Consider the following 24,494-nt stretch of genomic DNA (forward strand, 5'->3'; position numbering starts at 1 on the left):
CGGCTCCTAATGAATTTTCGCACTTTAATCTAGATATAGAGGAAAAGTTTGCTTTCATGATTGTTATTATAAATTTACCAGAGTGCAAATTAGGCACTCTGCAATTGCCAAACCCCGCCACAAGCTCTATCAGAGTCGGTGCGGGGTTTAACGGTATAACGTACTTTTTTAACTTCTATGGTTCCTCATTTGCAAACATCTCCAACGTAGCGATAAGAATGTCTTTCTTTTTCGTATAGTAGTCTAAATATGGGGTACCTATTATCGCCGCACCTTCAATCATTGAACAAAAATCATAAACAGGTATAGGGCGTCCGATTCCTAGGGCAGCACCTACTGTCGATAGTAATGCCAGTAAACGAACAGGGTTCCATTCCCATTCCAAGAGTTGAAGAAGTTGGATGGCACTCGAAGCTCTTTTCGTTTGCTCGAGCGTATATACTTCAGGGAATCGCCCATCCGTCTTGTAGGCATGGAAAAACTCGTTGTAGTAAGCTTCTGCTGCCAAATCGATATCTCGGTACATTTCTCTAAAATCAGTGTAAGGTTGACTTTCATTCTTCATTACTACCCACACCAAACTTTCTTATAGGATGAAGTTATTGTATCAGAAAAAATTGATAGTAATAGAGTAAAAACAAACCTCAACCCTCACAATTATGTGAGCGGAGAGGTTTGTTCAGTTTTTACGAAATGAGAATATTCACTCGGGAGAGTAAGTAGACATCCTAATCAAATGGGTCGTATGGAAAAAAGTGATGACCACTTAATTTATTATTTAAATTTCCCTCTTCTGTCAAATGGTAATGGGGGAGATTGGCAAGTTGTCCTAGACCGAGATGCGCACCTTCATCATAAAACGAATACCCATCTTGATCAACTACTCGTTCTGCACGACTTTTTCTAACACTAAATGTGTCTTTCCCATTACGAGCGCGTAATTGCGCAGCACTTAATGAAATGGGATTTTGTACTTGAACTCCACCATAACCATTAAAAGCTAATCTAGCTGTAAAATGTTTAACTCTATTTCTTCTGATTTCATGTTCCATCTCACTAGTCATTTCAACTCCGCCAGTAACTCTAGAAATGGCATCTCTCAACGAAACACTTTCAAGAAAATCTTTAATCCCATTTAAATTGTCAACATAATTGTCGAAGTGTGGACTAAGAATAACAGCACCGCCAATTAACGCAATAAAGTCCCCTACTGGCACTGGACCATCAATAGCAGCAATAGCTCCTAATGTTGCTAATCTTGCAACTAACTGGCTTTCAGTCCATCTAACCCCATATTGCTTTAAAAGAGCAAGGGCCATAGAGTTAGTACTTCTTACTGTGAATGACATAGATTCATCTTCCTCAGGGAAGTAACCATTTTGTTCATAGAAATCATAGTTTTCCGAATAAAATTCTTGTGCTGATTCATCTATTCTCGCTAATTCATTTTGAAGTGTTTCAAGATCATCTAAATCCATTTCGCTTTTTGATTGGTTGGTATACTTATCAAGTATCTCATTTACTTCTTGGAGAGAGTATTCATCGTCTTTAGATAGTAATTCCTCTAATTCACTAACAGTCCTTTCTAAATACGGATCTTGCTCGTAATCTGATTCTGTTAAGGTATCAATGAACTCCCTAACGGTGTCTTTAGTAATTACCTGATCCGTATCAACATTAGAATTGTCGATTCCAGAAGCGAGCGAATAAGCTGGGGTTAAGAAAAGTAATACCATAACTAGAAAAGAACTAATGATACTTGTACGTTTCATAATTATTTGCATACATTTAAAAATGTATGCTTGCCTCCTTTTTATCCAAAATATGTATTTATATGTTAATAATAACATGATAAGGTTTTAATATAAAATAGTTTTTTTAGGCCAAATGTCATAAAACCTACGCTAAAGAGATTTTACAGGTGAATTCTACGAAAAAGTGATTTATAACTCAACTTTCGCAGCACGAAATAGACAGGTAGGCCTTGATATAATTAGGCAATCCTGACATCCATTGTTGTAGTTGTACTTTGATTAAATTTGTGATTTTTTTTGGCTTTCTTGACTGTATATTCTATGAAGTCGAGCAGTGTCTGCAAAGCAATCACCTAATCGAATTGGCTAACTTCATCACTTAATCCGAAAAATAGTCCGTCTAACGTCCGCGTATCATTGCTAGAGCGGTGTTGCCAAGAGAGCCAATACGATTACCAAAATCAATCTTGTGGATTAACAGTTGTGTGATTTGCTAGTCATTTGAATAGCTGATACACGAGAGTCCCTTGCCTAGTGGGTTAACTAGGCCATCCTAAAATTATTTGGCGAATATGAGGATGAAAGCTCAAAGATGAGAGCTCAGCTTTCAAATCTTACGTGTCAAAGCTCTTTAGGCTCAAAGGTCAGCACTTAGGCTCTAAGACTCGATGAAATCTTGGGGCATTGGTCCATAAAAGTACACTCTCTGGACTTTTCAGCAACCACCAAGCTAAATGGTTAGCAACTAGGACTTATTCGAAGTAGAGATATGTTGAGAGAAGACTCTCAGCGTACCTCTACTTTTTTATTTTTTAAACGAAATGGTTAAGAGATAGAAAAGATATGTCGATACAAATAGGAAGAAAAGGAAATAAATTGATTGCGCAATACAAGGAAAGTCAGGGAGTGAAGTAATGGAATTTGAGTTTCATGTTACCTTCAACGATCTACAACTTGATGAAAAGGAAGCTTTTATCGATCTCTGCCAATCGCAACAAGTGAAACCGGTCATGATCGTCTTGGATCAGGGAAATTACATCAATCAACCGATGATAACAGGAGTAATTAAACGATCAGGTTTTCATGAAGCCAATAAAGAGATGGAAAAGATTGCAGCTACGTTTCAAAACAACGGTTTTACCATCGTCCGAAAAAAAGTAGAGATTTCTCCAAAGGAAGAAACGTATTTTCACCAGCCCATCCTAAAAAATTCGAAGCCTTACTTCGAATGGCATGGCAAAGTAGCGGTCGATGATGTCGCCGCCCTACGAAATTTATGTGAAGGTCATGGTGGACATATTTCGAGAAACTCTTTGAATGCGAATGGAAAAGTGAGATTTATCACCGTCCGAGAATATGGGAGCCCGAAACAGTTTTACGATCGAGTAGAAATGATACATACCATTTTGCAAGCAAATCAGATCGAGCTAATCAAAGAACAATATGAACTATGTATTTATGACAGCCGCGAAGAACTGGACAGCGGCTGGATTTCCTAATTTTTGGACGGAGGATTATGATGATTACGTATGATGATGTAGTAGAGTTGGAATATGAGGCGAGAGAGCTCGTTGTTTTGGAAGCACTATTGAGAAGAATTGCTCTAGTGAATATGCCCTTTGTATTAAAAGGCAGCCTTTTAACCAGACAATATTTGGACAACCGAGAGATTCGGGACGCGGATGATATCGACTTATTGTATGCGGGGAAAATCAGGGACGTCGAACATGCACATGAAGTATTTACACAATGGATGATTCAAGTAACCGAAATGGATCTAAACGACGGCGTCGTGTTTAGAAGTTTTCGAAAGAATGCATTTTGGAGATATATCGACTACGCTATGGCAGATGATTTTCCGACGATCAATACGGATATTGCCTATTATTTCAAAGGTCAAACAAGGGAAGCGGATGACTATAATGAGCTTAATCTGGATATTTCGTTTAACTTGGAAATGGATGCAGACCCGGTTCCGCTAGAGTACCAACCTGCCTTCGGGGAAAGCTTTTTGGTTCCGTACACTGTGCCCCTGTCCATCCAGGTTGCTTGGAAGCTGCATCAAACGATTGTCAGGCCGAGGTTTAAAGACTTGTACGATTTGAAATTTTTACTCGCTCACCCGTCCTATGACAACGAGGCGCTCAAGGAAACATTACAGGCGCTCGTGAACGAATGCAGTATCGATCCATCTATTAAAAAGGCGGATATGAAAAAGGTGCTTGTTGATGATTTGCATCACATATACGATTCATTATCCTACGATTACGACTTGAGAAAATATGCGGGCAGTATGGATCGTGGCCTCTATTTTACGCAGTTTGTCAGTGATTTGCGTAAAAAGATGGATTTTGCCGGGATTAATGGGGAGGCGTTTGAAAGTTTGCCGAGCCCAACACCGAAAAAATTGTAATAGGATAGTAAGTGAAGTAGGCTTGTTCCGTCTGTCGTGGTAGACGGAATGAGCTTTTTTTAAATCATTCACCATCATCATTGATGAATAATACCCTACATTAACCCAATTTCTTTAGGTCAAATGCCTCTTTCGAGTTAATGGGATGATCCAAACTGTACATGTAGGGGAGTAGAGAATGAGCGAAAGAAAGCAGAAAGATGGGAAAATCATTTTTGATTACATTGTTGTAGGCACCGGTCCTGCAGGTTCTGTTATTGCAAAAAAACTAACGGACGATAAAAAAACATCCGTTCTCGTATTGGAAGCAGGAGAAAATAATGATAGGGATACGCCAATTAGCAACTCAACGTTTGCTTTAGAGCTGGAGGAGCTGTATCTCCCACAATATTTTTGGCAAGGAGAAGGAGTACCCCAGGAAAAAGTAAATGAACGAAGTTTTGAATGGACGACGGGTCGATTATTGGGTGGAGGCTCTTCTATTAACACACAACAGTATGTAAGACCTACGTCAGCAGTTTTTCAACAATGGGAGAAGCTGCTGGGACCTCTTTGGTCACCAAAGAATGCAACTCGAACTTTCCGAAAAATGGAAAATTACAATGGAAAGACAAACAATAAAGAGGTTCATGGTTATAACGGATTGATCGACATTCGGCAAGCACCTGAAAATCCAACACCCATGTCCAAAAAGTTAGTGTCAGCCATCGAGAAAGCAACAGGATTTCGGAAAATACTCGATTACAATGACCCGAAAACTCCCCTTGGACCCTTTACGCGTTGGCAATTATTTCAGCAACCCAATGGACGGCGAGAAAGTGCTTCCACTGCTTTTCTATCATCAGATATCATGACTACTGCTGGTCAAGGAGTCAATGGTCGAAAGCTGCAAGTTTTCTTTAAATCTACAGCTCTTCGGGTATTATTTAAGAATAAGCGAGCAATAGGCGTAGAATTTCTCAAAGAGGGTAAACGCGTGCGAGCTTACTCTCGGAAAAAAGTAATCATCTCAGCAGGCATCAATAGTTCTCAGCTTTTAATGCTTTCAGGAATCGGTCCCGCCAAAATGCTTAAAGATGAAGGAATCCCTGTTGTTTTCTCCAATCCCCACGTTGGCAAAGGCCTTAGAAACCATACGCTCAACTTTGCTGAGTTTAGTGCCAATCCGAAAGATAACCCATTGCCTGAGGATGATCCAAATGCGCTTTTTACAGGTGGGGCCTTTTTGCCAGATCCCACTCCAGCTTCAAACAAAACTCGTCGTGCAGTCCAACTGATTGGAATCGGCTCAAAAGGGAAACTGACGATAGCTATCCTTTTCCTAAAACCCAAAAGCCGCGGTTCCATAAAAATACAAAGCAATGATCCGTTGAAAGTTGTGCTGGCTGATGAAGGATATCTCAATAATCCCGCAGATTTTGAAGCAGTGAAAAACTGCTATAAGGTATATATCAAGAAGATCGCGGCACAATTAACCGCGATCGATCGATCATATCGGCTTATTTCTCCAACTCTAGACATCATCAATAATAATCGCAAGCTTGAAGAGTTCATCAAAAATAATTTTGACCATAATCATCATGAACAAGGTGCGCTTCGTATGGCGCCTCTTAGCAAGGGGGGAGTGGTGGATAGCCATGGTCATGTCCATGGAGTAAAAGACTTAATTGTCGCGGATGATTCGATTATTCCATTCACGGTGGATGGCAACACGTCTGCACCAGCCTACCTTATTGGAAATACAATTGCGCAGCAGATCTTGAAACAAAACGCGCGAGATAACAGGAAAAGGTGAAAGTAGTAAGGAAATGGCAATATCCCCTGAATCCACAATTGCACGGAGATTCAGGGGATACTAATCGTGGATTGCCGTTGTACGAAATCTCGCGTTTTTGGTTTAAAACTGAGCGGTAGTTTTGGACAATATTATCACGTCATACTACCGCTGTTTTCTGTTATCAATACCAATGATTACCCCAAAAAAGCAATAGAACGCTTCACTTTTCTGGCAAATTCAATGGGATTATCAATCGACTCCCAATGAATATACATAAGACGCGGGTTGTCAAAGAGCCAGTGATTATGGACTGCTGTTACCTTTATCCCGTTTTTGCGAAGGTTTGACAACAAACGGTTTACTTGGTTTTGGAAGAGAGCCGTTTCCCCTAAACATAGTGCACGCCCTGAACTGTTCAAGGATTCGAATGAGAACAATTGATAGCGGACCAATGGGGAGGTGGTTTTTCTGCCTAATATGGAAGCATTGAATATTCTATTTCTGGAGACGAAACAAACGGGACCTCTCGTAATTTCATGCTCTGTTCCACCTAAAATCGCTGAAAATCGGTTACACAGTCTTCTAAACTGGGGACTTGCCTTTGCTTTTACTTTGCCCATATCCGTCATCCTTTCGATTATGATGAAATGAAAACTTCATGGCTCCACCATGTTAACCCAGGAATGCGATGGACTCTTTGGTTTTCCTGGCGAATACGATAGGATTCTCTATCGCTTCCCAATGCATATACATTAAGCGCGGGTTTTCTTTTAGCCAGTGGTTGTGAAGTGCTGTCACTTTAATCCCACGTTTGCGGAGATTCGACATCAAGCGGTTCACCTGATTTTGGTGAACGGCAGTCTCACCCAAACAAAGGGCACGACCCGACCTATCAAGGGATTCAAACGAAAACATTTGAGCTCGAACTAAAGGGGAAAGCGTTCGTCTTCCCAAGATTGTTTCTCGCAGATTTGCAAGGCGCATGACAAAACAAACCGGCCCATTTTCAATTTCTGACTCGCCCCCTAATATTCTTCCAAATCGGGTACAGAGCCTTTTGAATCGTGGGCTAACCTTCGCTTTTGCTTTATTCGCCATAGTAATCCTCCTTTTGTCAATCTCGAAATATCGTATGATTGACAGAAAAAAGGGAAATGAGTAATTTGTGGTTTTTTACGTGAAAAAGACACAGATTTCATTCTAGGTCCTGGTTGTTCAAGGGATTGGCTTTGGCACAGATATAGGAGGTTTTACATTTTGGAGTGACAAATTTGAATATTGAATTGAGGTGACCAGCATGTACAAAGAATTAGATGTTTTCATAACAGGCTGCCAAAATACCGTTGATTATTGGTATGACTATGGCTGCATAATAGCGTCTGACATGCTAGTGAAGTTCAGTCAAAAGGATTGGGAAGACCTGTCCAGTCATGTGCTGATGAAACCGTTAGAATGGCAGCGAAAACTTGCGTACTGTTTGGACAGTTCTTGTAACGAGCATGAGCTGAATATTCTACTATCGTTGCTGGATACGGGTGATGAAGAACTTTTCGTGATCTGTGTAGATACGTTGAGAAGCTATACGACTCTAGAAGGGAAACAAATGATACGTGACAATCCTGCCATACTCGTTCGTGTAAATGAATTACTTTCCAGAGCTGGCGTTGCGACTAGAAGAGTATTAGAGGATTTTCTTGTGAAAATACATGGCTAAGTTGAATATTTGGAAGGGTATCTTTCCCTGGTTCGTTATAAATACGCGGAGCTTGTTGAATAAGTAGTACGTTATCAAAAATTAGATGCGCTCTGTACATAAAAAGAATAGAAACGACCGATTCACCACATACTACAAACGATTTATACCATGAGAGGTGGAGCATCCGGATGAGTATGACAATGAGTCGGCCCGTGACCGACGTACTTAATAAACAGGTTGCCAACTGGTCTGTGCTGTATATGAAGCTGCATCATTATCACTGGTTTGTCAAAGGCCCGAATTTTTTTACCCTGCATGAAAAATTCGAGGAGCTATATAACGAGGCAGCCAAAAATGTGGATGAGCTGGCGGAGAGGCTGTTAACGGTTGGGGGCAAGCCTGTTTCGACGTTGAAGGCTTGTATGGAGCAGGCTTCCATAAAGGAAGCGACAGGTGGAGAGTCTGCGGATCAAATGGTAGAGGCAGTTGTGAGCGATTTTACACTCCTGATCAAAGAGCTCAAAGAGGGCATTACAGCCGCAGAAGCAGGGGACGACGAAGCGACTGGCGATATGTTCTTGGGGATCATGGACAGCTTGCAAAAGCATGTGTGGATGCTGCAAGCTCACTTGGGAAAATAACGAGAAATTCTTTCACAAGCAAAGCTGATGCCACGGGGTATCAGCTTTTTTCCTATGTGCTCATGAAGGCAAAAGTGCAGGGCTGGTCTGATTTGGGACAACCCTCTTGTTCCCAAGAGAGACATGCTGGTGTAAACTAACCTTGTGTGAAATAAAGAAAGCACTTTCATGATGGAAAGGATGTACATTCCCATGGCATCACCCTATGTTACATTTAATCGCGAGCAGTGGAGTGCTCTGCGGGCTTCCACGCCGTTGACCATATCTGATAACGAGCTTTCCCTTTTGCAGGGCTTAAACGAGAAAATGTCCATGACGGAAGTCTCTGACATTTACCTTCCGTTGTCCCGTCTGCTGAATTTGTATGTCGGAGGCACGCAGGAGCTGTACCAGGCGACTCACACTTTTTTAGGGAACCAGGATGGCAAGGTTCCATTCATTATCGGTATCGCAGGTAGTGTGGCTGTAGGCAAAAGCACAACGGCTCGCATTTTGCAGACGCTGTTGTCCCGCTGGCCGAATCATCCAAAGGTCGATTTGGTAACGACAGATGGATTCCTGTATCCGAACAAGGTTCTAGAAGACAGAGGAATCATGAAGCGCAAGGGATTCCCAGAGAGTTATGACTTGCGCCGTTTTATCAATTTTTTATCCGAAGTAAAATCGGGTTTGCCTGAAGTGAAAGCGCCAGTTTATTCCCACCTTGTGTATGACATCGTACCAGATGAATGGCAGACCGTCAGACAGCCTGACATTTTGATTGTCGAAGGCTTGAATGTGCTGCAACCGCCTAGAGGTGACGAAAACGATGCTCGTATTTCCGAGGTCATTGTTTCCGATTTCTTTGACTTCACGATCTACGTGCATGCGGAAGAGAAGCACATCTTGAAATGGTATGTAGAGCGGTTCAAGCTGCTGCGTCAGACCGCGTTCTCCGATCCATCCTCGTATTTCAAGCGTTACGCGAGTCTGTCTGACGAGGAGGCGACTGAGGTAGCCACCGGCATTTGGACGGAGATCAACGGAGCCAACTTGCGCCAAAATATTTTGCCGACACGTGTTCGCGCTCAATTAATTTTGGACAAGGGGCAGGATCATATGATACAAAGTGTGAAGCTGCGCAAGCTGTAGATAAAAAGGTGGGGGACGGTTGTCATGAAAGTGATTAGTGCCTGTTTGATCGGCTGTGAATGCCGTTACGATCAGAAGTCATGCTTGGATCAAGAGCTGGAGCAATTGCTTCGGGAAGGAAAGGCTATCCCCGTCTGTCCTGAACAGCTGGGAGGCTTGCCAACACCACGACCGCCAGCAGAAATCATCGGGGGGACGGGAGAAGATGTTCTGGATGGCAAAGCACGCATCATAGACAACACTGGCCGAGACGTCACCGAGGAATTTTTGATGGGGGCAAACCAAGCGCTGAAGCTGGCGAAAACGGTTGGAGCCACATCCGCCATATTAAAAGAGAACAGCCCGTCCTGTGGAAGCTCCTTTGTTTACGATGGCAGCTTTTCCGGGAAAAAAGTGTCGGGTGTCGGGCTGACGGCGGCGCTGTTTCGCAGAAACGGGATTGAGGTAACATCTGAGTCAATAGTATCCAATGAATAACAAAGGGGGACGCGATGGATAGCGTCCTCCTTTTTACAACTCCTTCAATAACCTCTCCAGCTTCTTCTGCTGATCCTTCCGTTTCTTTTTCGCAATCCGGTCTTCTTCCTGCAGTGCCATAACAAGAGAAAAACACATCAGAACCATGATGACAGTAAAAGGCAGCGCTGCCACAATAGAGGCTGTCTGCAGGCCTTCTAAGCCGCCGCTTAACAAAAGTACGATCGCGATAGCGGATTGAAGGACGCCCCAGGTGATTTTTACCCGATTCGACGGGTCCAGGTTGCCATCAGAAGACAGCATGCCGAGCACGAAAATAGCTGAATCCGCCGATGTGATAAAAAACGTGATGATCAACAGAATCGCAACAACAGCGAGAATGTACCCCATGGGCAACTGCTCCAGTGCGAGGAACAACGCAGTCGAGATGTCACGTTGTACCGCTGCCCCTATAGCTGCTTGATCAAAAATCTCGAGATGAAGCGCAGTCCCGCCAAACACCGAAAACCAAATGAAGCTCAACAAACTCGGTACGAGCATCACGCAAATGACGAATTCCTTGATCGTGCGACCTTTGGAGACGCGTGCGATAAACATACCGACGAACGGCGCCCAGGCAATCCACCACGACCAGTAAAACAGCGTCCAGTTGGCTACCCATGTCCCTTGTGTAAACGGGGTCAGTCGCAAGCTCATCGAGATGAGATTGTTCAAATAACTGCCCAGCGTGCTGGTGAAGGCGTCAAAAATAAACGAGGTTGGTCCCAATACGAGCGTAAGCAGGAGGAGCAACAAGGCCAATGCCAGATTCGTATTGCTCAAATACTTGATTCCCCGATCCAGTCCTGTCGTAGCCGAGAGCAGAAATAGGACCGTAATAATGGAAATGATCACGATTTGCACGGTGGTGTTGGACGGCAGTCCAAAGAGATGAGACAAACCTCCGTTTATTTGCAGAGTACCGAGGCCAAGTGAGGTTGCGACACCGAATGCCGTGGCGATGACAGCCAGAATATCAATCCCTTTTCCGATCGGTCCGTGTATGCGTTCACCGAGTAGCGGGCCAAAGGTAGAGGAGATCAAGCCCTTCGCTCCTTTGCGAAATTGAAAATACGCGAGAGCGAGAGCGATGAGAGCGTAGATTCCCCAAGGATGCAGCCCCCAGTGAAAAAACGCATACCGCAGAGCAGTTTGTGCGGCTTCGGTCGTTTGTCCGGTCACACCTGCTGGCGGAGAGAAGTAATGAGAGACGGGCTCTGCCACTCCCCAAAAGACAAGACCAATCCCCATCCCAGCAGAAAACAACATGGCAAACCAGGTAGGCAGTGAATATTCCGGCTCGTCATCGTCGCTTCCCAAAGGGATTTGTCCGTATCTGCTAAAGGCAAGGAAGATGCAAAAGATCAGAAAACCGAAAGTCACGATTAAATAAAACCAGCCAAAATTCGTCGTGGTCACTTTCAGTACATGGGAAGCCGCAGAGGCGAAAAGCTCAGGAGAAATCGCGCCAAACAGCACAATGACAAATACAATGACCAAGGATATCAGGAAAGTCATCTTTATCCTCCCGGGAGTCTACAAGAAATGGTAATAGTTTATCATCCCGCGGGATTTCCAAGATTATTCCGGATGTGACCGCACCTGAATGGAGTTACGATGAAAACGTCTCGATAAACCGATTCGCTGCTTTGGACAGATGGCGTCCAGACTGCCAAACGACAGCAGCGGAAGAATAAATGGAAGTTCCGGAGAGTCGAATCCCGCGAATTTGTTCGCTCTGATGAGTCTCCCATGCCGAGATAGGGACGATGGAGGAACCGACCGAGGAGGCGACCATGCTGACGATGAGAGAGATGTCCGGGCACTCGCAGATAACGTGCGGTTCCACGCCTAGACGGGAGAACTCTTTGATAATCAAGTCGTAGATGCCCAATCCTGGCGTGCTCGGCATGATGAGTGGGAGCTCGGCGATCTCGCGCATTTCGATTTCCTTGCGATCGGCATAGGGGGAGGTGGCAGGAACGATAAGCACAAAATCCTCTTCCTCCAACGGAATCATAGTGCAGTTGTTCAACGAGTGGGGAAGGCGTACGATAGCGACTTCTATGGTTCTGCGCTCCAGCCACTGATTGAGGAGCTGCGTATCGCCTTTCCAAATTTTATACGTTATGAGCGGATATTTTTGCTGAAACACACGAATTTGTTCTGGCAGGCGATAGGCCGACAGTGCACTGACACCGATGGACAACGTCCCGCGAATGCCTTCGCCTGTTTCTTTGACCTCGGAGAGAGCTTCCTCCATTTGATGAACGATATTGAGCGCCTGTTTATAGAGAGTAACGCCTGCTTCTGTCAGGATCATTTGTTTTCCTGAGCGCTCAATGAGCATGACCCCGAGCTCCTCCTCCATTTGCTTCAGCTGCTGACTTAAAGGTGGCTGGGCCATGTTCAGTCTTTTAGCCGCCCCCGTTATTTGACCTTCCTCTGCTATGGCGATAAAGTAACGCAGCTGCCGAATATCCACACACAATGCCCTCTTTCCTTACGAGATTGGTTCCATATGAAAACGATATGAAAATTAGATTTTATGGATATTTTTCATATTGATGAAGCTATGATAGCATGTTTCCTGTGAATCTTCACTTCATGGAATAGACATAAAGGAAAGAAGGGGAAATCCGTGCGTACGTGGATGGAAAAGCTATTTCACTTGCGCGCTTACGACACGACGTTTCAAAGGGAACTCATCGCCGGATTTATTGGCTTTGTCACCATTGTCTACATTGTTGCCGTAAACGCTTCGATTTTAAATGATGCTGGAATACCGATGGAAGCAGGCATTCTGGCGACTGTATTGACAGCATTTATCGGGTCACTTCTTATGGGCTTTTGGGCAAATGCTCCGATTATTCTGGTTCCCGGCATGGGGATTAACGCCCTGTTTACGTTCACGTTATGCCAATCGATGGGCCTCACTTGGCAGGAAGCATTAGCTGCTGTTTTTGTTTCGGGTCTGATCTTTACTGTGATTGCCTTTACCAAGGCTGCGACGATATTGTCCAATGCGATCCCCGCTTCGCTAAAAGAAGCGATTACCGTAGGGATTGGGTTGTTCTTGACCTTCATCGGTTTGCAAAAAGGCGGGCTGATCGTCATGAATCCGTCTACATTTGTTGCACTCGGTGACTTGTCCAGCCCGCATGTGATCGTCACGCTGATTACTTTGATTGTTACGTTGATTTTGTTTGTTCGCAATGTGCCGGGCAACTTCTTGATCGGAATTGCGGTTGGTACAGGACTTGGCTTTTTGTTCGGGATTGTCGAGCCAGGAGGAGGAGGATCGTTTTCGTTTGCGGATTACGGAAGCGTATTTGCGGGTCTTTCCTTTTCTGCCATTTGGGCGTTGCCATTTTGGATCGCGACCTTCTCATTGGCGATGGTCATCGTCTTTGAAAATATTGGCTTGATTCATGGGCATACCTCGATGCTTGGACAGCAACAGAAGTTCGGCCGCGCGCTGCAAGCGAATGCGTTGTCGGCTGCCATCTCTGGCATTTTGGGAACCAGTCCGACGGTTTCGACAGTGGAGACCGCGGCAGGAATCGCAGCAGGAGGAAGGACGGGACTGACCGCACTTGTAACAGGTACCTTGTTCCTGCTCTCGCTCGGTTTGCTTCCTGTCATCAAAATGATTCCGGATGGAGCCATTGCTCCCGTGCTCATCATCATTGGCGCACTGATGCTGCAAAATGTACAGAATATTAATCTGAAGGACTTCTCGGAAGGCTTCCCTGCCTTTTTGATCATCGCGATTATCCCGTTGTCTTACAGCATTGTAGATGGAATTGCGTTTGGATTCGTAGCGTATCCGCTCATGAAGCTTGCATTGGGCAAACGTCGAGAAGTGCCTGCGCTCATGTACGTCATCGCGGGATTGTTCTTGCTGAATCTCATGCTGCCGATCTTCGCATAAAAGAGTAGTTTTCCCTCGACTTGGGTCGGGGGTTTTTTTGTTCTGTTCTCTAGAAAGTGGCGGAAGGGTTGTGAAATAATGGGTGGAAAGTTGAAGAATAGGAGACTTTTCCATGATTCATGAAATGACGTTTCAATTGCGTACTTCTGATTTCGCCAAAGGACAAGCCTGGTACCAGAGTTTTTTGCAAAGAGAGCCGGATTTTGTTCCGCATGAAGGATTTGCTGAGTGGGAAGTCCTGCCTGGGTGTTGGCTGCAATTGGCAGAGGGGACGCCAGCGGAGGGTAGCGGTCCCGTGCGCTTTGCCGTTGTCGATATCGAGGCGGAAAGAGAAAGACTGATCAACGAGCTACAAATTGAACCGTTTGAAATTTTCCAACGGGAAGAACTACCTGTCAAGTGGGGGACGTTCGCCGATCCATGGGGAAATCGTCTTGGGTTGTTCGAGTACCTGGATGCGGCTGAAAAAGAGGAGAAGCAAAAAAGACTTGCGAAGCTGTAAGCGGAAAACCTATCTAACAACAAAAAAGTCCCTTTGCCTATGAGAGTGGCAAAGGGATTGTTCGTGGAGAGATGCGTATGAATTATCGTTTTACCAGCGTAAACGCTTGTTTTACTTGGTCCAGAGACATCATCAGAGGGATGAATTTCTTACCTTCTTTGCTTGCTGGATCAAATACCGTATCTTGTGGCAAGCTTGCTACATAAACCGTGTTGGTTGCTTGGTTACGTGCAATTTCGGTGCCGACTGGCGGCTCGTCCGGGTTGTTCAGTTTTTTCCAGTCATTCAGGTCAAACGCGGTGATAACCACAACAGGTGTACGATCTTCCGCTTTGTCAGCATTGAAGATGAAGCGGGTTACACTCTTTGCTTCTGGCAAGTATTCGTCTGCATTTGGGCCAGTTTTTTCCTCAACAAGGATGTTGCCGTTCCAAGATTTTGGACCTTTAAAAGCAAAGGCAGAGTCTTGGCTTTTGAAAGTATCATGATATACTTCGAGTGGTTTTACAGCTGGTTCGAAGTTGGCACTCATCAATTCCCATTTGGTTTGGTTCCACTTCCATTTGGATTTGAGGTAGCCGCGAACATCTGCATTGTAATCACCAGTCAGACGCTCTGTGCCTTCCAGTACGTAGAGACCATTTTTGTTTAGATCGATTGGTTTCAGTTCTACGAAGTCCGCACCGACTACACCTGCTTTGTTTTTATCCAGACCGGGCAGGCTGAGCTCTTTCGCTTTTCCATCTTTAATGTTGTAGATGTGATTGGTTGTGTAGCCGCCGCTTCCGCCAGTGCTTGCAGTAACCATGATCTCGCCTTTTTTATCATAAGTGAAATCTTGAACGGAGAGCTTCGGCTCGTAGCCGTTGTCCTTCACGTCGATGTTAAAAGATTTCTTCGTTTTGCCATCTGTTACTTTGATAGTGAGGTCCTTAACGTATGGGCTGTTTTTCTCTTTTTTCCCGTACAGAACGACTGTGTCTGCGGTCTTGTCACCCGTTACGTCTGCTGTTTTTTTCGTAATCTCTTGCAAGCCTTTTGTTGTAGCCGTTGTGTTGCTTGCATCTGCTGTAATTGCATACCCTCCAGTGAAAAGTACGGAAGTAAGTACTGTTCCTGTTACGAGTTTGTTCAAGTGTTTCATGTGTTTCATGTGATGAATCTCCTCCCCAGTCTTGCTGACTGATCATGATGTAATGTGTAGTGTGCTGTATTTTGTGCTTGTCTTTGCTACACGTTCATTATGTACGATAGTGTGGATGCATTGGTTACAGACTATCGTCATAAAACCTACAAACCGGTAACAGGTAAATGTTAGGGTGCGAGGAGGTTGCTCGCTTCTTTTAGCAGTGCCTCGCTGCTTTGCTCCAACAGCATGGGATAGAGACGTGTTTTGTCTGGAGCTAACGCGAGGAGCTGATCATATACCGCAGCAGAGGCATAGAGCAAGTCAGAATCGTGGATAATCTGCTGCAAGGAGCGTTCATCAACGAATCCTGCGGTCATGTGTTGAATCTGTTCGATACCTGCCTCTTGTACACGTCCCGCCATCCATTCCCCGCCTTTTTTTCCGAGACAAACAAATCCAACTGCACGGCCTGCCTCCAGGCGAGCGATCTCCAGAAGCGTGCTCGTCTGGGCATTTGCTCCAATGATGAGGACTGATTTGTGATAACGAGCAGCTAATTCTTTTACTTCATCTGCATGGTTGACGGTAGTGACAATTTGATCTGCATCTTGTAAGGCAGAGAGGACATCTGAATGGTTTTCAAGATAGGCAACCTGTATGGGCTGACCGATGATCTCTTCTATTTTCCTACGATAAAAAGGATGATCATGCTCGTGACATTCTACCAAGAGCCATCTGACTTCTTTCTTGGACTGGGAAAGAAACAAATGTCCGTAAGCAATGGAAGCAAGCATAAGCTCATCCAGCGAAAATGGAAGCTGCTGTGCTTCGGTCATGATTGTTTTGGCGTGATCATAAAGCGATTGCTGACGCATGCGAAAGGTAGTAATCGCAGGTTTGTCTGCGATAGAAGTACCGCGACCCTTTTGCATATAGACGAGACCTTCATCCCGTAGTTGCGTGTATACAGCATTGATGGTGTTGCGGTTGACTTGCAACTGATCGGCTAATTGGGCAGCAGGTGGAAGCATTTCGCCCGGTTGAAGGTGGCCAAGGCCAATGAGAAGCTTCAATTGTTCTTTGATTTGCACATGGATCGGGATTGGAAAGTCCGCATTTAGCCGCACAAGTGAATGAGTCATGAATATTCGCCTCACAGTTTGGTGTTTGCATTCATTTTACTAAATATCTAGGTAACTAGCTATTATTTATGTTTTTGTAAGATACCTCACAGAACAAGGAAGGGTCACTTGCTACGATGTGAGTAGGAGGTGGCTGTGATGAGTGGTATAAAGAAATTTGTAGCCAAAATGAAGGGAAGAAGCAGAACGCCCTTGAAAATATCTGGCTCGGTTGCTTTGATTGGGGGCCTTGGCGGATTAGTGACGATAGGGGTACTGGGCATGCTAACGGAATTAACCACCGCTGTCTGGTTGATGGCTTCATTTGGAGCAAGCTGTGTGCTTGCTTTTGTGGCCTGGGATTCGCCGTTATCTCAGCCGCGCAATATCATCGGGGGGCATTTTTTCACCAGCTTGGTTGGCGTGCTGCTCTATCAAATAGGCGGATCACAGCTGTGGGTCGTAGCAGTTAGTGTCGGTCTTGCGATTACCGTCATGCATGTAACAAAAACAACGCATCCTCCTGCGGGTGCAAATCCGATCGTCATTGTCATGGACGGCAAAGGGTGGGAGTTTTTATTGTCTCCGGTACTCATAGGTGCAGTAGTGGTTGTGCTGATAGCTCTGTTCGTCAATAACATGCATAAGAAACGTGCGTACCCTGTGTTTTGGGTATAGCAGTATCACAGTAAAGAATGGCCGCCTTTTATTAGGTGGTCATTTTTTCATTTAGAAGGAAGAGGGGAGGGTTATTGACAAATGAATCGAAATGCATAAAAGTATAGGTAACTAGGTATTTAGAGTGGCGAGGGATGTATCATGAATGAGCCGATCAAGCATGAGAGAATGGGGGAGCAAATCGTTCTAGCCAAGAAAACGGTGTTTCAGACGCCGGCTGACACGCGAATGGGCATTTTCTTCATTCAAAAGGGACTCCTGCGTCTCTCTCGGCTGAACGAGGATGGAAAGGCCTTTACCGTGGGATTGCTGGGACCTGGAGCAGTTTTTGGCGAGATTGAGGAAATGGTGCTAGGGTCACGCGCTGTCTATATTGAAGCGATGCAAAAAACGACGCTTACTCATTGGAATGCGACACGGATGGAAGAAATGCTGCAAGCATGTCCACCAAGCTTGAAAGAAATGATGTTCCAGTTGTCCAAACGATTGGGCGAACAAGAGGAGAGGATGGAAAAGCTGGCCTTGGAATCGGTTAGGGATCGCGTACTCCATCTGTTGGTTCAGTTATGTCAGCGATTTGGAAAAGTAGAAGAACCGTTTTGGAAATTGACCGTATCTCTCTCCCATCAGGAAATTGCCAACATGGTGGGGGCGACCAGAGAAACCGTTTCATTAGCATTAGCCAGTTTAGTCGATGAGGGAATTGTGTTGGTGTCCCGAATGTCGATTGCTGTGCACGCATCGAGAATGGTTGATAAAATAAGAGAATGCAAGTAAAATGATTGAATGCTCAAAACGGGCCGCGGTTCGTAAACTCCCGCGTTATCAAAACTAGGAGGAAATCATATGTTTAATTTTTGGATCGGAGTGCTTTTTGCTCTGGTGAACTTCGGGCTGTTCCTGCTCTGCTACCGATTTTTCGGCAGAATGGGACTTTACGCGTGGATCGGGATGGCAACCGTGTTGGCCAACATTCAGGTGGTCAAAACAATCGAGATGTTCGGTCTGGTCATGACACTCGGCAATACGATTTATGCTTCTATTTATTTGGTAAGCGATCTATTGAACGAGAAGTATGGGGAAAGAGAAGCAAAAAAAGCTGTATGGTTTGGCTTCTTTACCTTAATTGCGGCAACGATCATCATGCAGCTCGTGCTGGTGTTTGAACCACAGGAAACAGATATTGCCCAAGGTTCCTTAGAGACGATTTTTGGCTTGATGCCAAGAGTGGCATTGGGTAGCTTGTGTGCGTATTTTGTCAGCCAATTTGTTGACGTGAAAATCTATTCGTGGTTGAAGAAAAAGTGTCCAGGCCCAAATCAGCTCTGGATTCGCAATAATGGGAGCACGCTCTTCAGTCAGTTGCTCGACTCCGTTACCTTTTGTACGATTGCCTTTTTGGGAGAATTCCCGATGGACGTATGGTGGCAAATCCTGTTGACTACCTACCTGATCAAGTTTGTCGTATCGGCAGCTTCGACGCCAGTTCTTTATATCGCACGCAGTATGAAAGTGGACGAAAGCTAATTGACAAAAACAAAGAAAAACCGCCAAGGACGATGGAGCTTGGCGGTTTTTGTTTTTACAAGTTTAGAAGGATTATACAAACTTTACATCAAATTTACATAAGGTTCAGGTTATACGTTTACCATCTTATAGTAGTTACTTCCGAATGATGTGAGGAGGAATGATGCAAGAATGTTGAAAAAAAGAGGAAGTGCCTCCCGATGGTCGAAGCTGGCGCTAATAGCCGCGGTCATGATGGGAACTGTTTTACCGACCGGGTGGATGCCACAGGCAAAAGCCGCGCAGGCTGATCATGTGGTGATCAGTGAGGTGTATGGGGGTGGGGGGAACTCTGGTGCCCTGTACAAGAATGACTTCATTGAACTGTATAACCCGACAGACACGGCTGTTTCGGTTGGAGGCTGGTCTGTGCAGTATACCTCTGCTACGGGAGGGACTTGGCAGACGACAGATTTGGCTGGAAGCATTCCTCCGCATGGCTTCTATTTGGTCCAGCAAGCAGCGGGAGCAGGTGGGACGGCCGAACTCCCTCCGCCAGATGGCGTCGGGTCGATTGGGATGTCTGGGACTCAAGGAAAAGTTGCCTTGGTCAATCATACTACGCCTTTAGCTGGGACGGATGTCTCCTCCCAATCAGGCGTTGTTGATATGGTCGGATTTGGTGCGGCAACTACATACGAGGGCAGTTCACCTGCACCAGCTACTACAAACCCGACCAGCGTCCAACGCATTAGCGACGCCAGCGGTATTGTGCCGAACGGAGGAAATGGCTGGGATACCAATAACAACGGCAACGACTTTATCACAGGGGCACCTACCCCGAAAAACACGCAAAGCCCAGTAGAACCGCCGCTACCAACAGACGTGACCGAAAAGCTGAATGCCACAGAACTTATTTTTGATCATACTGATCCTATCCAAGCAACAATTCGCGGCTATGTCGGTCAAGGACGGACTATTAAGGTTTATGCGAGTCAGCCTACAGGAACAGGTAGCGACGCGCCTTTGGCACAGCAAGATTCAGATGCTTCCGGACTAATCGAGATAACTTTTACTAATCCCGATCCAAATGCGCAGGGAGTCTATCTCACGGCAACGGAAGGGAGCAAGAAAGAAAGCACGAGTATTGAGCTGAGGCCAGCGGTAGCCAGTACAGCTTTGATCCAGGAAAAAGTCAGCCTGCAAGCATTGAACGGTGTGGGCGAGCTGCGAGGAGAAGTAGGTGCGGCAGCAGGGAATGCGATACTGCGCGCATACGATCCGCAAAAACAACCGCTGATGCTTAGCAACAAAGAAACAGGAACGGCACAGGCAAACGGGTCATTTTCTTTTACGATTCCAAACATCGATCAGCTGGATCATATTCTCGTAACGCAGCAAACAGTTGGGGAATATGGAAAGTCGTTTGAGAGCCCGGAAGTTAGCGTTACCAAGTCAGCCGTAGGTTCGACTACGATTGCTGAAGCAAGAAGCACCCCGGTAGGAACGAACGTGATTGTCGTCGGAACGGTGACGGCGATGTTTGAAGCGGGCGGACAAAACAACGTGTATTTCCAAGATGAGACAGCAGGACTCGTACTTCGTGCGCCAGGACTGACTGGCAAAATTGAAGTGGGAGACAAGATCCGAGCTACCGGAAAAATGAGTGATTATTATGGACTGGCTCAACTCGAAGCGCTCACCAATAACGTGGAAATTGTGCAAAAGCAAGCAGGTGTGCCTAACCCACAAATCGTGACGTCGACTGACTTTGCCGCTGCTACAGGCGAGGTATTGGAAGGCAAACTGGTAACTGTGAAGGTGGTTACTGTCAAATCAGTATCAAGCGGCAATTATACGCTGGAGGATCAGCACGGTCCGTTTGTGTCTCGACCGGATGCCACTCTTTCGCTTCCAGTGAACAAGAGCTATGCAGCTATTACAGGCGTGGTGAACTACGATCGCAATGTATACAAGCTGGTGCCGCGCACTATCGCTGATCTCGTAGAGGATGAGAATAAAGTCCCTATGGTCACAGCGAGCCCAGCAGGTCCTATGGTGACAAAAGGAACAAAAGTAACGTTCTCAACCACAATGGCTGACGCTACGATCTTCTATACGATAGATGGTTCAACGCCGAGCAGAGGAAGCATCAAGTATACGGGACCGATCCAGATTGACGCAGATACGACCCTTTCAACCATAGCTGTCAAGGATGGTTACACAGACAGTAATGTAGCGACCTTCCGCTACGTGATTCAAAAAGAAAACGTTCGGATTCGTGATATCCAAGGAACGTCGCACCGATCAGCGATGGCCGATGGAACGGTGAATAATGTTCCGGGAATCGTAACGGCTATCGTCAGAAGCGGCAGCAATGTACAAGGCTTTTATATGCAAGACCCGCAACCGGACGCAGACCCATTTACTTCCGAAGGCATTTACGTTTACGAGCCAAAAGCAGCGGTCAACCCTGGCGATGAAGTAACCGTCAGCGGAACCGTCAAGGAATACGTACCATCGAACAGAGCGGGTACAGACCTCACCCAGACCCAAATTGATGCAACCTCGTACGCAGTTGTCAAGCCAGGCCAGACACTCCCAGAACCACTCATTCTGGGCAAAGACAACTACAAATATCCGGAAGGGATCATCGACAACGATAGCCTTGGCAAATTCGATCCAGATCAAGACGGCATCGACTTCTGGGAAAGTCTCGAAGGCATGCTGGTGCAGATCGACAATCCAATCGTCGTTGGCGAAACTAAGACGTTTACCAATCCACGTGCAACGGAATTTGTCGTTATTGATGATCAAGCCCATCCGAGTCAGCCACGTACACCAGCCGGTGGAGTGGTGCTGGGAGCCAATGATTTTCACCCTGAGCGCATCACGGTATCGGACAAACTCGAATCGATCACCGGTGAAGTAAAAGTCGGCGACAAATTTGACGGACCACTGGTAGGCATCATTGACTACGGCTTTGCGAATTACAAGCTGTTCCATACAAGACCATTTACGGTACAGGCAAGTCATTATGAACCGCCAGTAACGAGTATTACCCCAAAAGACGATAAGCTGACAATCGCTACGTACAACATCGAGAATTTCTCGGCAAAAACCGATTCTGCCAAAATCAATCGCATCGCCGAGACGATCGTGGACAACATGAAGGGGCCGGATATTATCGGTGTGGTGGAAATGCAGGACGACAATGGGCCAACAGACAATGGGCAAACAGATGCTACACAGTCTGCGGACGCATTGATCAAAGCAATTGAAAACAAAAACGGCCCGACTTACCGATACACCGATATCGCACCACAGAACAATCAGGATGGTGGACAGCCAGGAGGAAACATTCGCGTCGGGTTCTTCTACAACCCTGAACGGGTACAGCTGGCAGCAGGAACGCCAGGAGGCGCTACTGATGCGGTGCAGATCGAGACACAAGATGGTGTAGCGCATTTGTCACACAATCCAGGGCGGGTAGATCCGACAAACGCGGCGTTTGCTTCGAGCCGTAAGCCGTTGGCAGCGGAATTCATTTTCCAGGGCGAGCCTGTCATTGTCATCGCCAATCATTTCAACTCCAAGGGTGGAGATCAAGCGCTGTTTGGAAAAGATCAGCCGCCACAACTGGTGAGTGAAGTACAACGAATGAAAATTGCCCGTGTGTTAAATAACTTTGTAAAAGAAATCCATGCGGCGGAAGCGAAAGCAAATGTTGTGGTGCTGGGCGATCTCAACGATTTCCCTTTTTCGAATCCGGTGCAGGAATTAGCAGATGGCGTTTTGACCAATATGGTGGAGAAACTGCCGAAGGGTGAACAGTATACGTACGTGTACCAAGGAAACTCTCAAGTCTTGGATCAAATTTTGGTCAGCAACCATCTGGAGGACGACACGAAGGTTGATATCGTTCACATCAACGCTGGCTTGACCGAGAGCGAGGGACGTGTGAGTGATCATAATCCTGTCCTTGTACAGCTGGACTTGAAGGATCACGGCACGCCGGAAAAAACAGCACAAGAAGTGGCAGAAAGCATCACGCAGCTCACACAGCCAGCAGCGGGTGAGACGCGCTTGAAGCTACCAGAAGTACCTACAGGCTTTACTATCGCGATCAAGTCGTCTAGTGATACTGCGGTCATTGCGCTGGACGGCAAAATTACGCCGCCAAATCGCCAGACGAATGTAGACCTGATTCTGGAGGTTACACGAACATCCGACCAATCGACAGCAGTGACCAAAGCATTGACCGTGCAGGTTCCAGCCAAGCCGGACTCACCACCGCCAGTTACACCGCCGGACAGAACACCGACACCGGACTCGCAGAAAGAGTTGAACAAGCAAGCAGCTCAAGTCATCTCCGCAAGTAGCGAGGAGAACGCCATTTTAGGACAGGTGGATCAAGTACTCAGCCATCTGGAAAAACTTCTGGATGCCGAGCAATGGACGCCGAATGAGAAATGGGAGACAGTCACCGATACGATCACGACTGTACTCGAGGCAGTGGCCGAGCAGGCTGAGCGAGGAACCATTAATGAAGAGACACTCCAAGATGTGACGAAGAGCTTTTTGGACAAAGCATTTGACCCGCTTACAGAAAAGGGTATCGAGGATGAAGAGATTGCCCGCTTGGCACTTGCCTCCTTGACGAGCTTGGCGAAAACAGCGCTGGAGCCGCTCGATGAAAAGGATATTTCCAAAGAGGTAGCCAAGCATGTTCGTACACTGGCAGAAGAGCTTTTGAAAAAGCTTGGCACTGTCGTCATTGAAGATGGGGATGAGATCAAGGCAGATGACGAACAAGTAGATGAACTTCTAGACGTACTCGGGGAATTCATGAAAGCAATCGAGTCCGTGAAAGACAAGATTGGCTTTGCGCCGGTGCTGTTCATTCAAGTGGAAGAAAGCGATGACGATGCGAGTGACACGCGTTCTCGCAAGGAAGAATCAAAAGAACCGACGGTAACCTTGGAGCAGAAGCTGGTTGAGCAATTGAAGGAAAAAGAGGTAGGAATCCGAGTCACTTTGGACAGTGAAGCATGGGTAGAAGTGCCGGGCGCATACTTTGCTGCTGAGCGTGCACGAGAGTTTGCCGTCTCCCTGACAGAAGCAGATGGAAATGGCTGGAAGGGCGTGCCGAACCCGGGCGAAGCTTATCAACTGCAAGCGTGGAGCAAGGGTAAAAAGCTGACAAGCCTCGGAAAAACAGGCTTTACACTCGGGCTACCAGTCTCCGAAGACGCAAGCGAAAAGCTCCAAGCCTACGCGTACCGCAGTAATATGTGGAGACCAGCTATGGGACTTAAGGGAAAACCGATCAAGGTGGTAAAAGAAGGTGATGTCGGGATCTTTACAGTAGTGACGGCTTCCTCTTATGTTGTCGGTGAGAGTGCCTTGAAAAGAATCGAGATCGAGCCGAAATCTCTCAAGCTAGCCGAGGGCGAGGAAGCACAGCTCAAGGTGATGGCGATTCTCGGTAATGATGCGGAAGAAGACGTTACCGAAGCGGAGGGTATCGAGTTCACATCCAGCAAGCCCGAACAGGTAGAGATTGATGAGACGGGGCGTATTCTTGTCTTGGATGATGCCAAACCAAGAACAAGAGTGACCATCACGATCAGCTACGCTGGCAAGACAGCGAAGGTAACTGTCACGGTTAAGAGCAATTGACGAAAAGAAAACGG

General features: G+C 46.1%; 21 protein-coding genes. 13 read left to right on the plus strand and 8 right to left on the minus strand.

The window, feature by feature from the left end; all coding sequences use genetic code 11:
• Positions 1 to 175: 175 nt before the first annotated feature.
• Positions 176 to 526, minus strand: coding sequence for a hypothetical protein (locus ACM6JA_RS17910; RefSeq protein ID WP_414853413.1), 351 nt, complete (start codon positions 524 to 526; stop codon positions 176 to 178).
• Between the two features lie 202 nt (positions 527 to 728).
• Positions 729 to 1,784 (minus strand): hypothetical protein, encoded by a 1,056-nt coding sequence (locus ACM6JA_RS17915; protein ID WP_414853414.1) that lies wholly within the window; start codon positions 1,782 to 1,784, stop codon positions 729 to 731.
• An 884-nt stretch (positions 1,785 to 2,668) separates the two neighbouring features.
• Between ACM6JA_RS17915 and ACM6JA_RS17920 the strand changes: the two genes are divergently transcribed.
• The 3 genes from ACM6JA_RS17920 (at position 2,669) to ACM6JA_RS17930 (ending at position 5,962) form a co-directional block, all read left to right on the plus strand.
• Positions 2,669 to 3,253 carry a hypothetical protein gene (locus ACM6JA_RS17920; RefSeq protein ID WP_414853415.1) on the plus strand — a complete coding sequence of 195 codons (585 nt, stop codon included), beginning with the start codon at positions 2,669 to 2,671 and terminating at the stop codon, positions 3,251 to 3,253.
• A 20-nt stretch (positions 3,254 to 3,273) separates the two neighbouring features.
• Positions 3,274 to 4,167 (plus strand): nucleotidyl transferase AbiEii/AbiGii toxin family protein, encoded by an 894-nt coding sequence (locus ACM6JA_RS17925; protein WP_414853416.1) that lies wholly within the window; start codon positions 3,274 to 3,276, stop codon positions 4,165 to 4,167.
• Positions 4,168 to 4,345: 178 nt separating this feature from the next.
• Positions 4,346 to 5,962 carry a GMC family oxidoreductase gene (locus ACM6JA_RS17930; protein WP_414853417.1) on the plus strand — a complete coding sequence of 539 codons (1,617 nt, stop codon included), beginning with the start codon at positions 4,346 to 4,348 and terminating at the stop codon, positions 5,960 to 5,962.
• Between the two features lie 176 nt (positions 5,963 to 6,138).
• On the opposite strand, the gene ACM6JA_RS17935 is transcribed toward ACM6JA_RS17930, so the two are convergent.
• Together ACM6JA_RS17935 and ACM6JA_RS17940 are read right to left on the minus strand one after the other, a co-directional pair.
• Positions 6,139 to 6,564, minus strand: a complete 426-nt coding sequence (locus ACM6JA_RS17935) for a DUF1259 domain-containing protein (protein ID WP_414853418.1) — start codon at positions 6,562 to 6,564, stop codon at positions 6,139 to 6,141.
• Positions 6,565 to 6,616: 52 nt separating this feature from the next.
• Complete coding sequence (locus tag ACM6JA_RS17940) at positions 6,617 to 7,042, minus strand: DUF1259 domain-containing protein (RefSeq protein ID WP_007726049.1); 426 nt, start codon at positions 7,040 to 7,042, stop codon at positions 6,617 to 6,619.
• A gap of 199 nt (positions 7,043 to 7,241) precedes the next feature.
• Here ACM6JA_RS17940 and ACM6JA_RS17945 point away from each other — a divergent pair, with 199 nt between their 5' ends.
• From ACM6JA_RS17945 to ACM6JA_RS17960, 4 genes are all read left to right on the plus strand, one after another.
• Entirely contained in the window at positions 7,242 to 7,658 is a 417-nt protein-coding gene (locus tag ACM6JA_RS17945; protein ID WP_414853419.1) for a hypothetical protein, read from the plus strand.
• Between the two features lie 170 nt (positions 7,659 to 7,828).
• The gene (locus tag ACM6JA_RS17950) at positions 7,829 to 8,281 is read left to right on the plus strand and encodes a Dps family protein (protein WP_007726053.1); all 453 of its coding nucleotides are present in this window, start codon (positions 7,829 to 7,831) and stop codon (positions 8,279 to 8,281) included.
• A gap of 192 nt (positions 8,282 to 8,473) precedes the next feature.
• Positions 8,474 to 9,412: a type I pantothenate kinase gene (gene coaA, locus ACM6JA_RS17955; protein WP_007726054.1), complete on the plus strand. Its 939-nt coding sequence runs from the start codon at positions 8,474 to 8,476 to the stop codon at positions 9,410 to 9,412.
• A gap of 24 nt (positions 9,413 to 9,436) precedes the next feature.
• Positions 9,437 to 9,889, plus strand: a complete 453-nt coding sequence (locus ACM6JA_RS17960; protein ID WP_414853420.1) for a DUF523 domain-containing protein — start codon at positions 9,437 to 9,439, stop codon at positions 9,887 to 9,889.
• A gap of 33 nt (positions 9,890 to 9,922) precedes the next feature.
• Here ACM6JA_RS17960 and ACM6JA_RS17965 read toward each other — a convergent pair whose 3' ends face one another.
• Entirely contained in the window at positions 9,923 to 11,446 is a 1,524-nt protein-coding gene (locus tag ACM6JA_RS17965) for a glycine betaine uptake BCCT transporter (protein ID WP_414853421.1), read from the minus strand.
• A 94-nt stretch (positions 11,447 to 11,540) separates the two neighbouring features.
• Positions 11,541 to 12,413: a LysR family transcriptional regulator gene (locus ACM6JA_RS17970; protein WP_007726059.1), complete on the minus strand. Its 873-nt coding sequence runs from the start codon at positions 12,411 to 12,413 to the stop codon at positions 11,541 to 11,543.
• Positions 12,414 to 12,581: 168 nt separating this feature from the next.
• On the opposite strand from ACM6JA_RS17970, the gene ACM6JA_RS17975 reads away from it, so the two are divergent.
• Together ACM6JA_RS17975 and ACM6JA_RS17980 are read left to right on the plus strand one after the other, a co-directional pair.
• On the plus strand, positions 12,582 to 13,862 hold the full coding sequence (locus ACM6JA_RS17975; protein ID WP_414853690.1) for an NCS2 family permease: 1,281 nt from the start codon (positions 12,582 to 12,584) through the stop codon (positions 13,860 to 13,862).
• 112 nt (positions 13,863 to 13,974) lie between these two features.
• Positions 13,975 to 14,364 carry a VOC family protein gene (locus tag ACM6JA_RS17980; RefSeq protein ID WP_414853422.1) on the plus strand — a complete coding sequence of 130 codons (390 nt, stop codon included), beginning with the start codon at positions 13,975 to 13,977 and terminating at the stop codon, positions 14,362 to 14,364.
• An 82-nt stretch (positions 14,365 to 14,446) separates the two neighbouring features.
• Here ACM6JA_RS17980 and ACM6JA_RS17985 read toward each other — a convergent pair whose 3' ends face one another.
• Together ACM6JA_RS17985 and ACM6JA_RS17990 are read right to left on the minus strand one after the other, a co-directional pair.
• On the minus strand, positions 14,447 to 15,517 hold the full coding sequence (locus tag ACM6JA_RS17985; protein ID WP_414853423.1) for a hypothetical protein: 1,071 nt from the start codon (positions 15,515 to 15,517) through the stop codon (positions 14,447 to 14,449).
• Positions 15,518 to 15,678: 161 nt separating this feature from the next.
• Positions 15,679 to 16,635: a GntR family transcriptional regulator gene (locus ACM6JA_RS17990; RefSeq protein WP_414853424.1), complete on the minus strand. Its 957-nt coding sequence runs from the start codon at positions 16,633 to 16,635 to the stop codon at positions 15,679 to 15,681.
• A 138-nt stretch (positions 16,636 to 16,773) separates the two neighbouring features.
• Between ACM6JA_RS17990 and ACM6JA_RS17995 the strand changes: the two genes are divergently transcribed.
• The 4 genes from ACM6JA_RS17995 (at position 16,774) to ACM6JA_RS18010 (ending at position 24,480) form a co-directional block, all read left to right on the plus strand.
• Positions 16,774 to 17,292: an HPP family protein gene (locus tag ACM6JA_RS17995; RefSeq protein WP_414853425.1), complete on the plus strand. Its 519-nt coding sequence runs from the start codon at positions 16,774 to 16,776 to the stop codon at positions 17,290 to 17,292.
• Positions 17,293 to 17,433: 141 nt separating this feature from the next.
• On the plus strand, positions 17,434 to 18,069 hold the full coding sequence (locus ACM6JA_RS18000) for a Crp/Fnr family transcriptional regulator (protein WP_414853426.1): 636 nt from the start codon (positions 17,434 to 17,436) through the stop codon (positions 18,067 to 18,069).
• A gap of 69 nt (positions 18,070 to 18,138) precedes the next feature.
• Positions 18,139 to 18,819: a queuosine precursor transporter gene (locus tag ACM6JA_RS18005; protein ID WP_414853427.1), complete on the plus strand. Its 681-nt coding sequence runs from the start codon at positions 18,139 to 18,141 to the stop codon at positions 18,817 to 18,819.
• A 171-nt stretch (positions 18,820 to 18,990) separates the two neighbouring features.
• On the plus strand, positions 18,991 to 24,480 hold the full coding sequence (locus ACM6JA_RS18010; protein WP_414853428.1) for a chitobiase/beta-hexosaminidase C-terminal domain-containing protein: 5,490 nt from the start codon (positions 18,991 to 18,993) through the stop codon (positions 24,478 to 24,480).
• Positions 24,481 to 24,494 lie beyond the last annotated feature (14 nt).

Source organism: Brevibacillus sp. IT-7CA2 (genome assembly GCF_949767855.1).
Lineage (GTDB): Bacteria > Bacillota > Bacilli > Brevibacillales > Brevibacillaceae > Brevibacillus.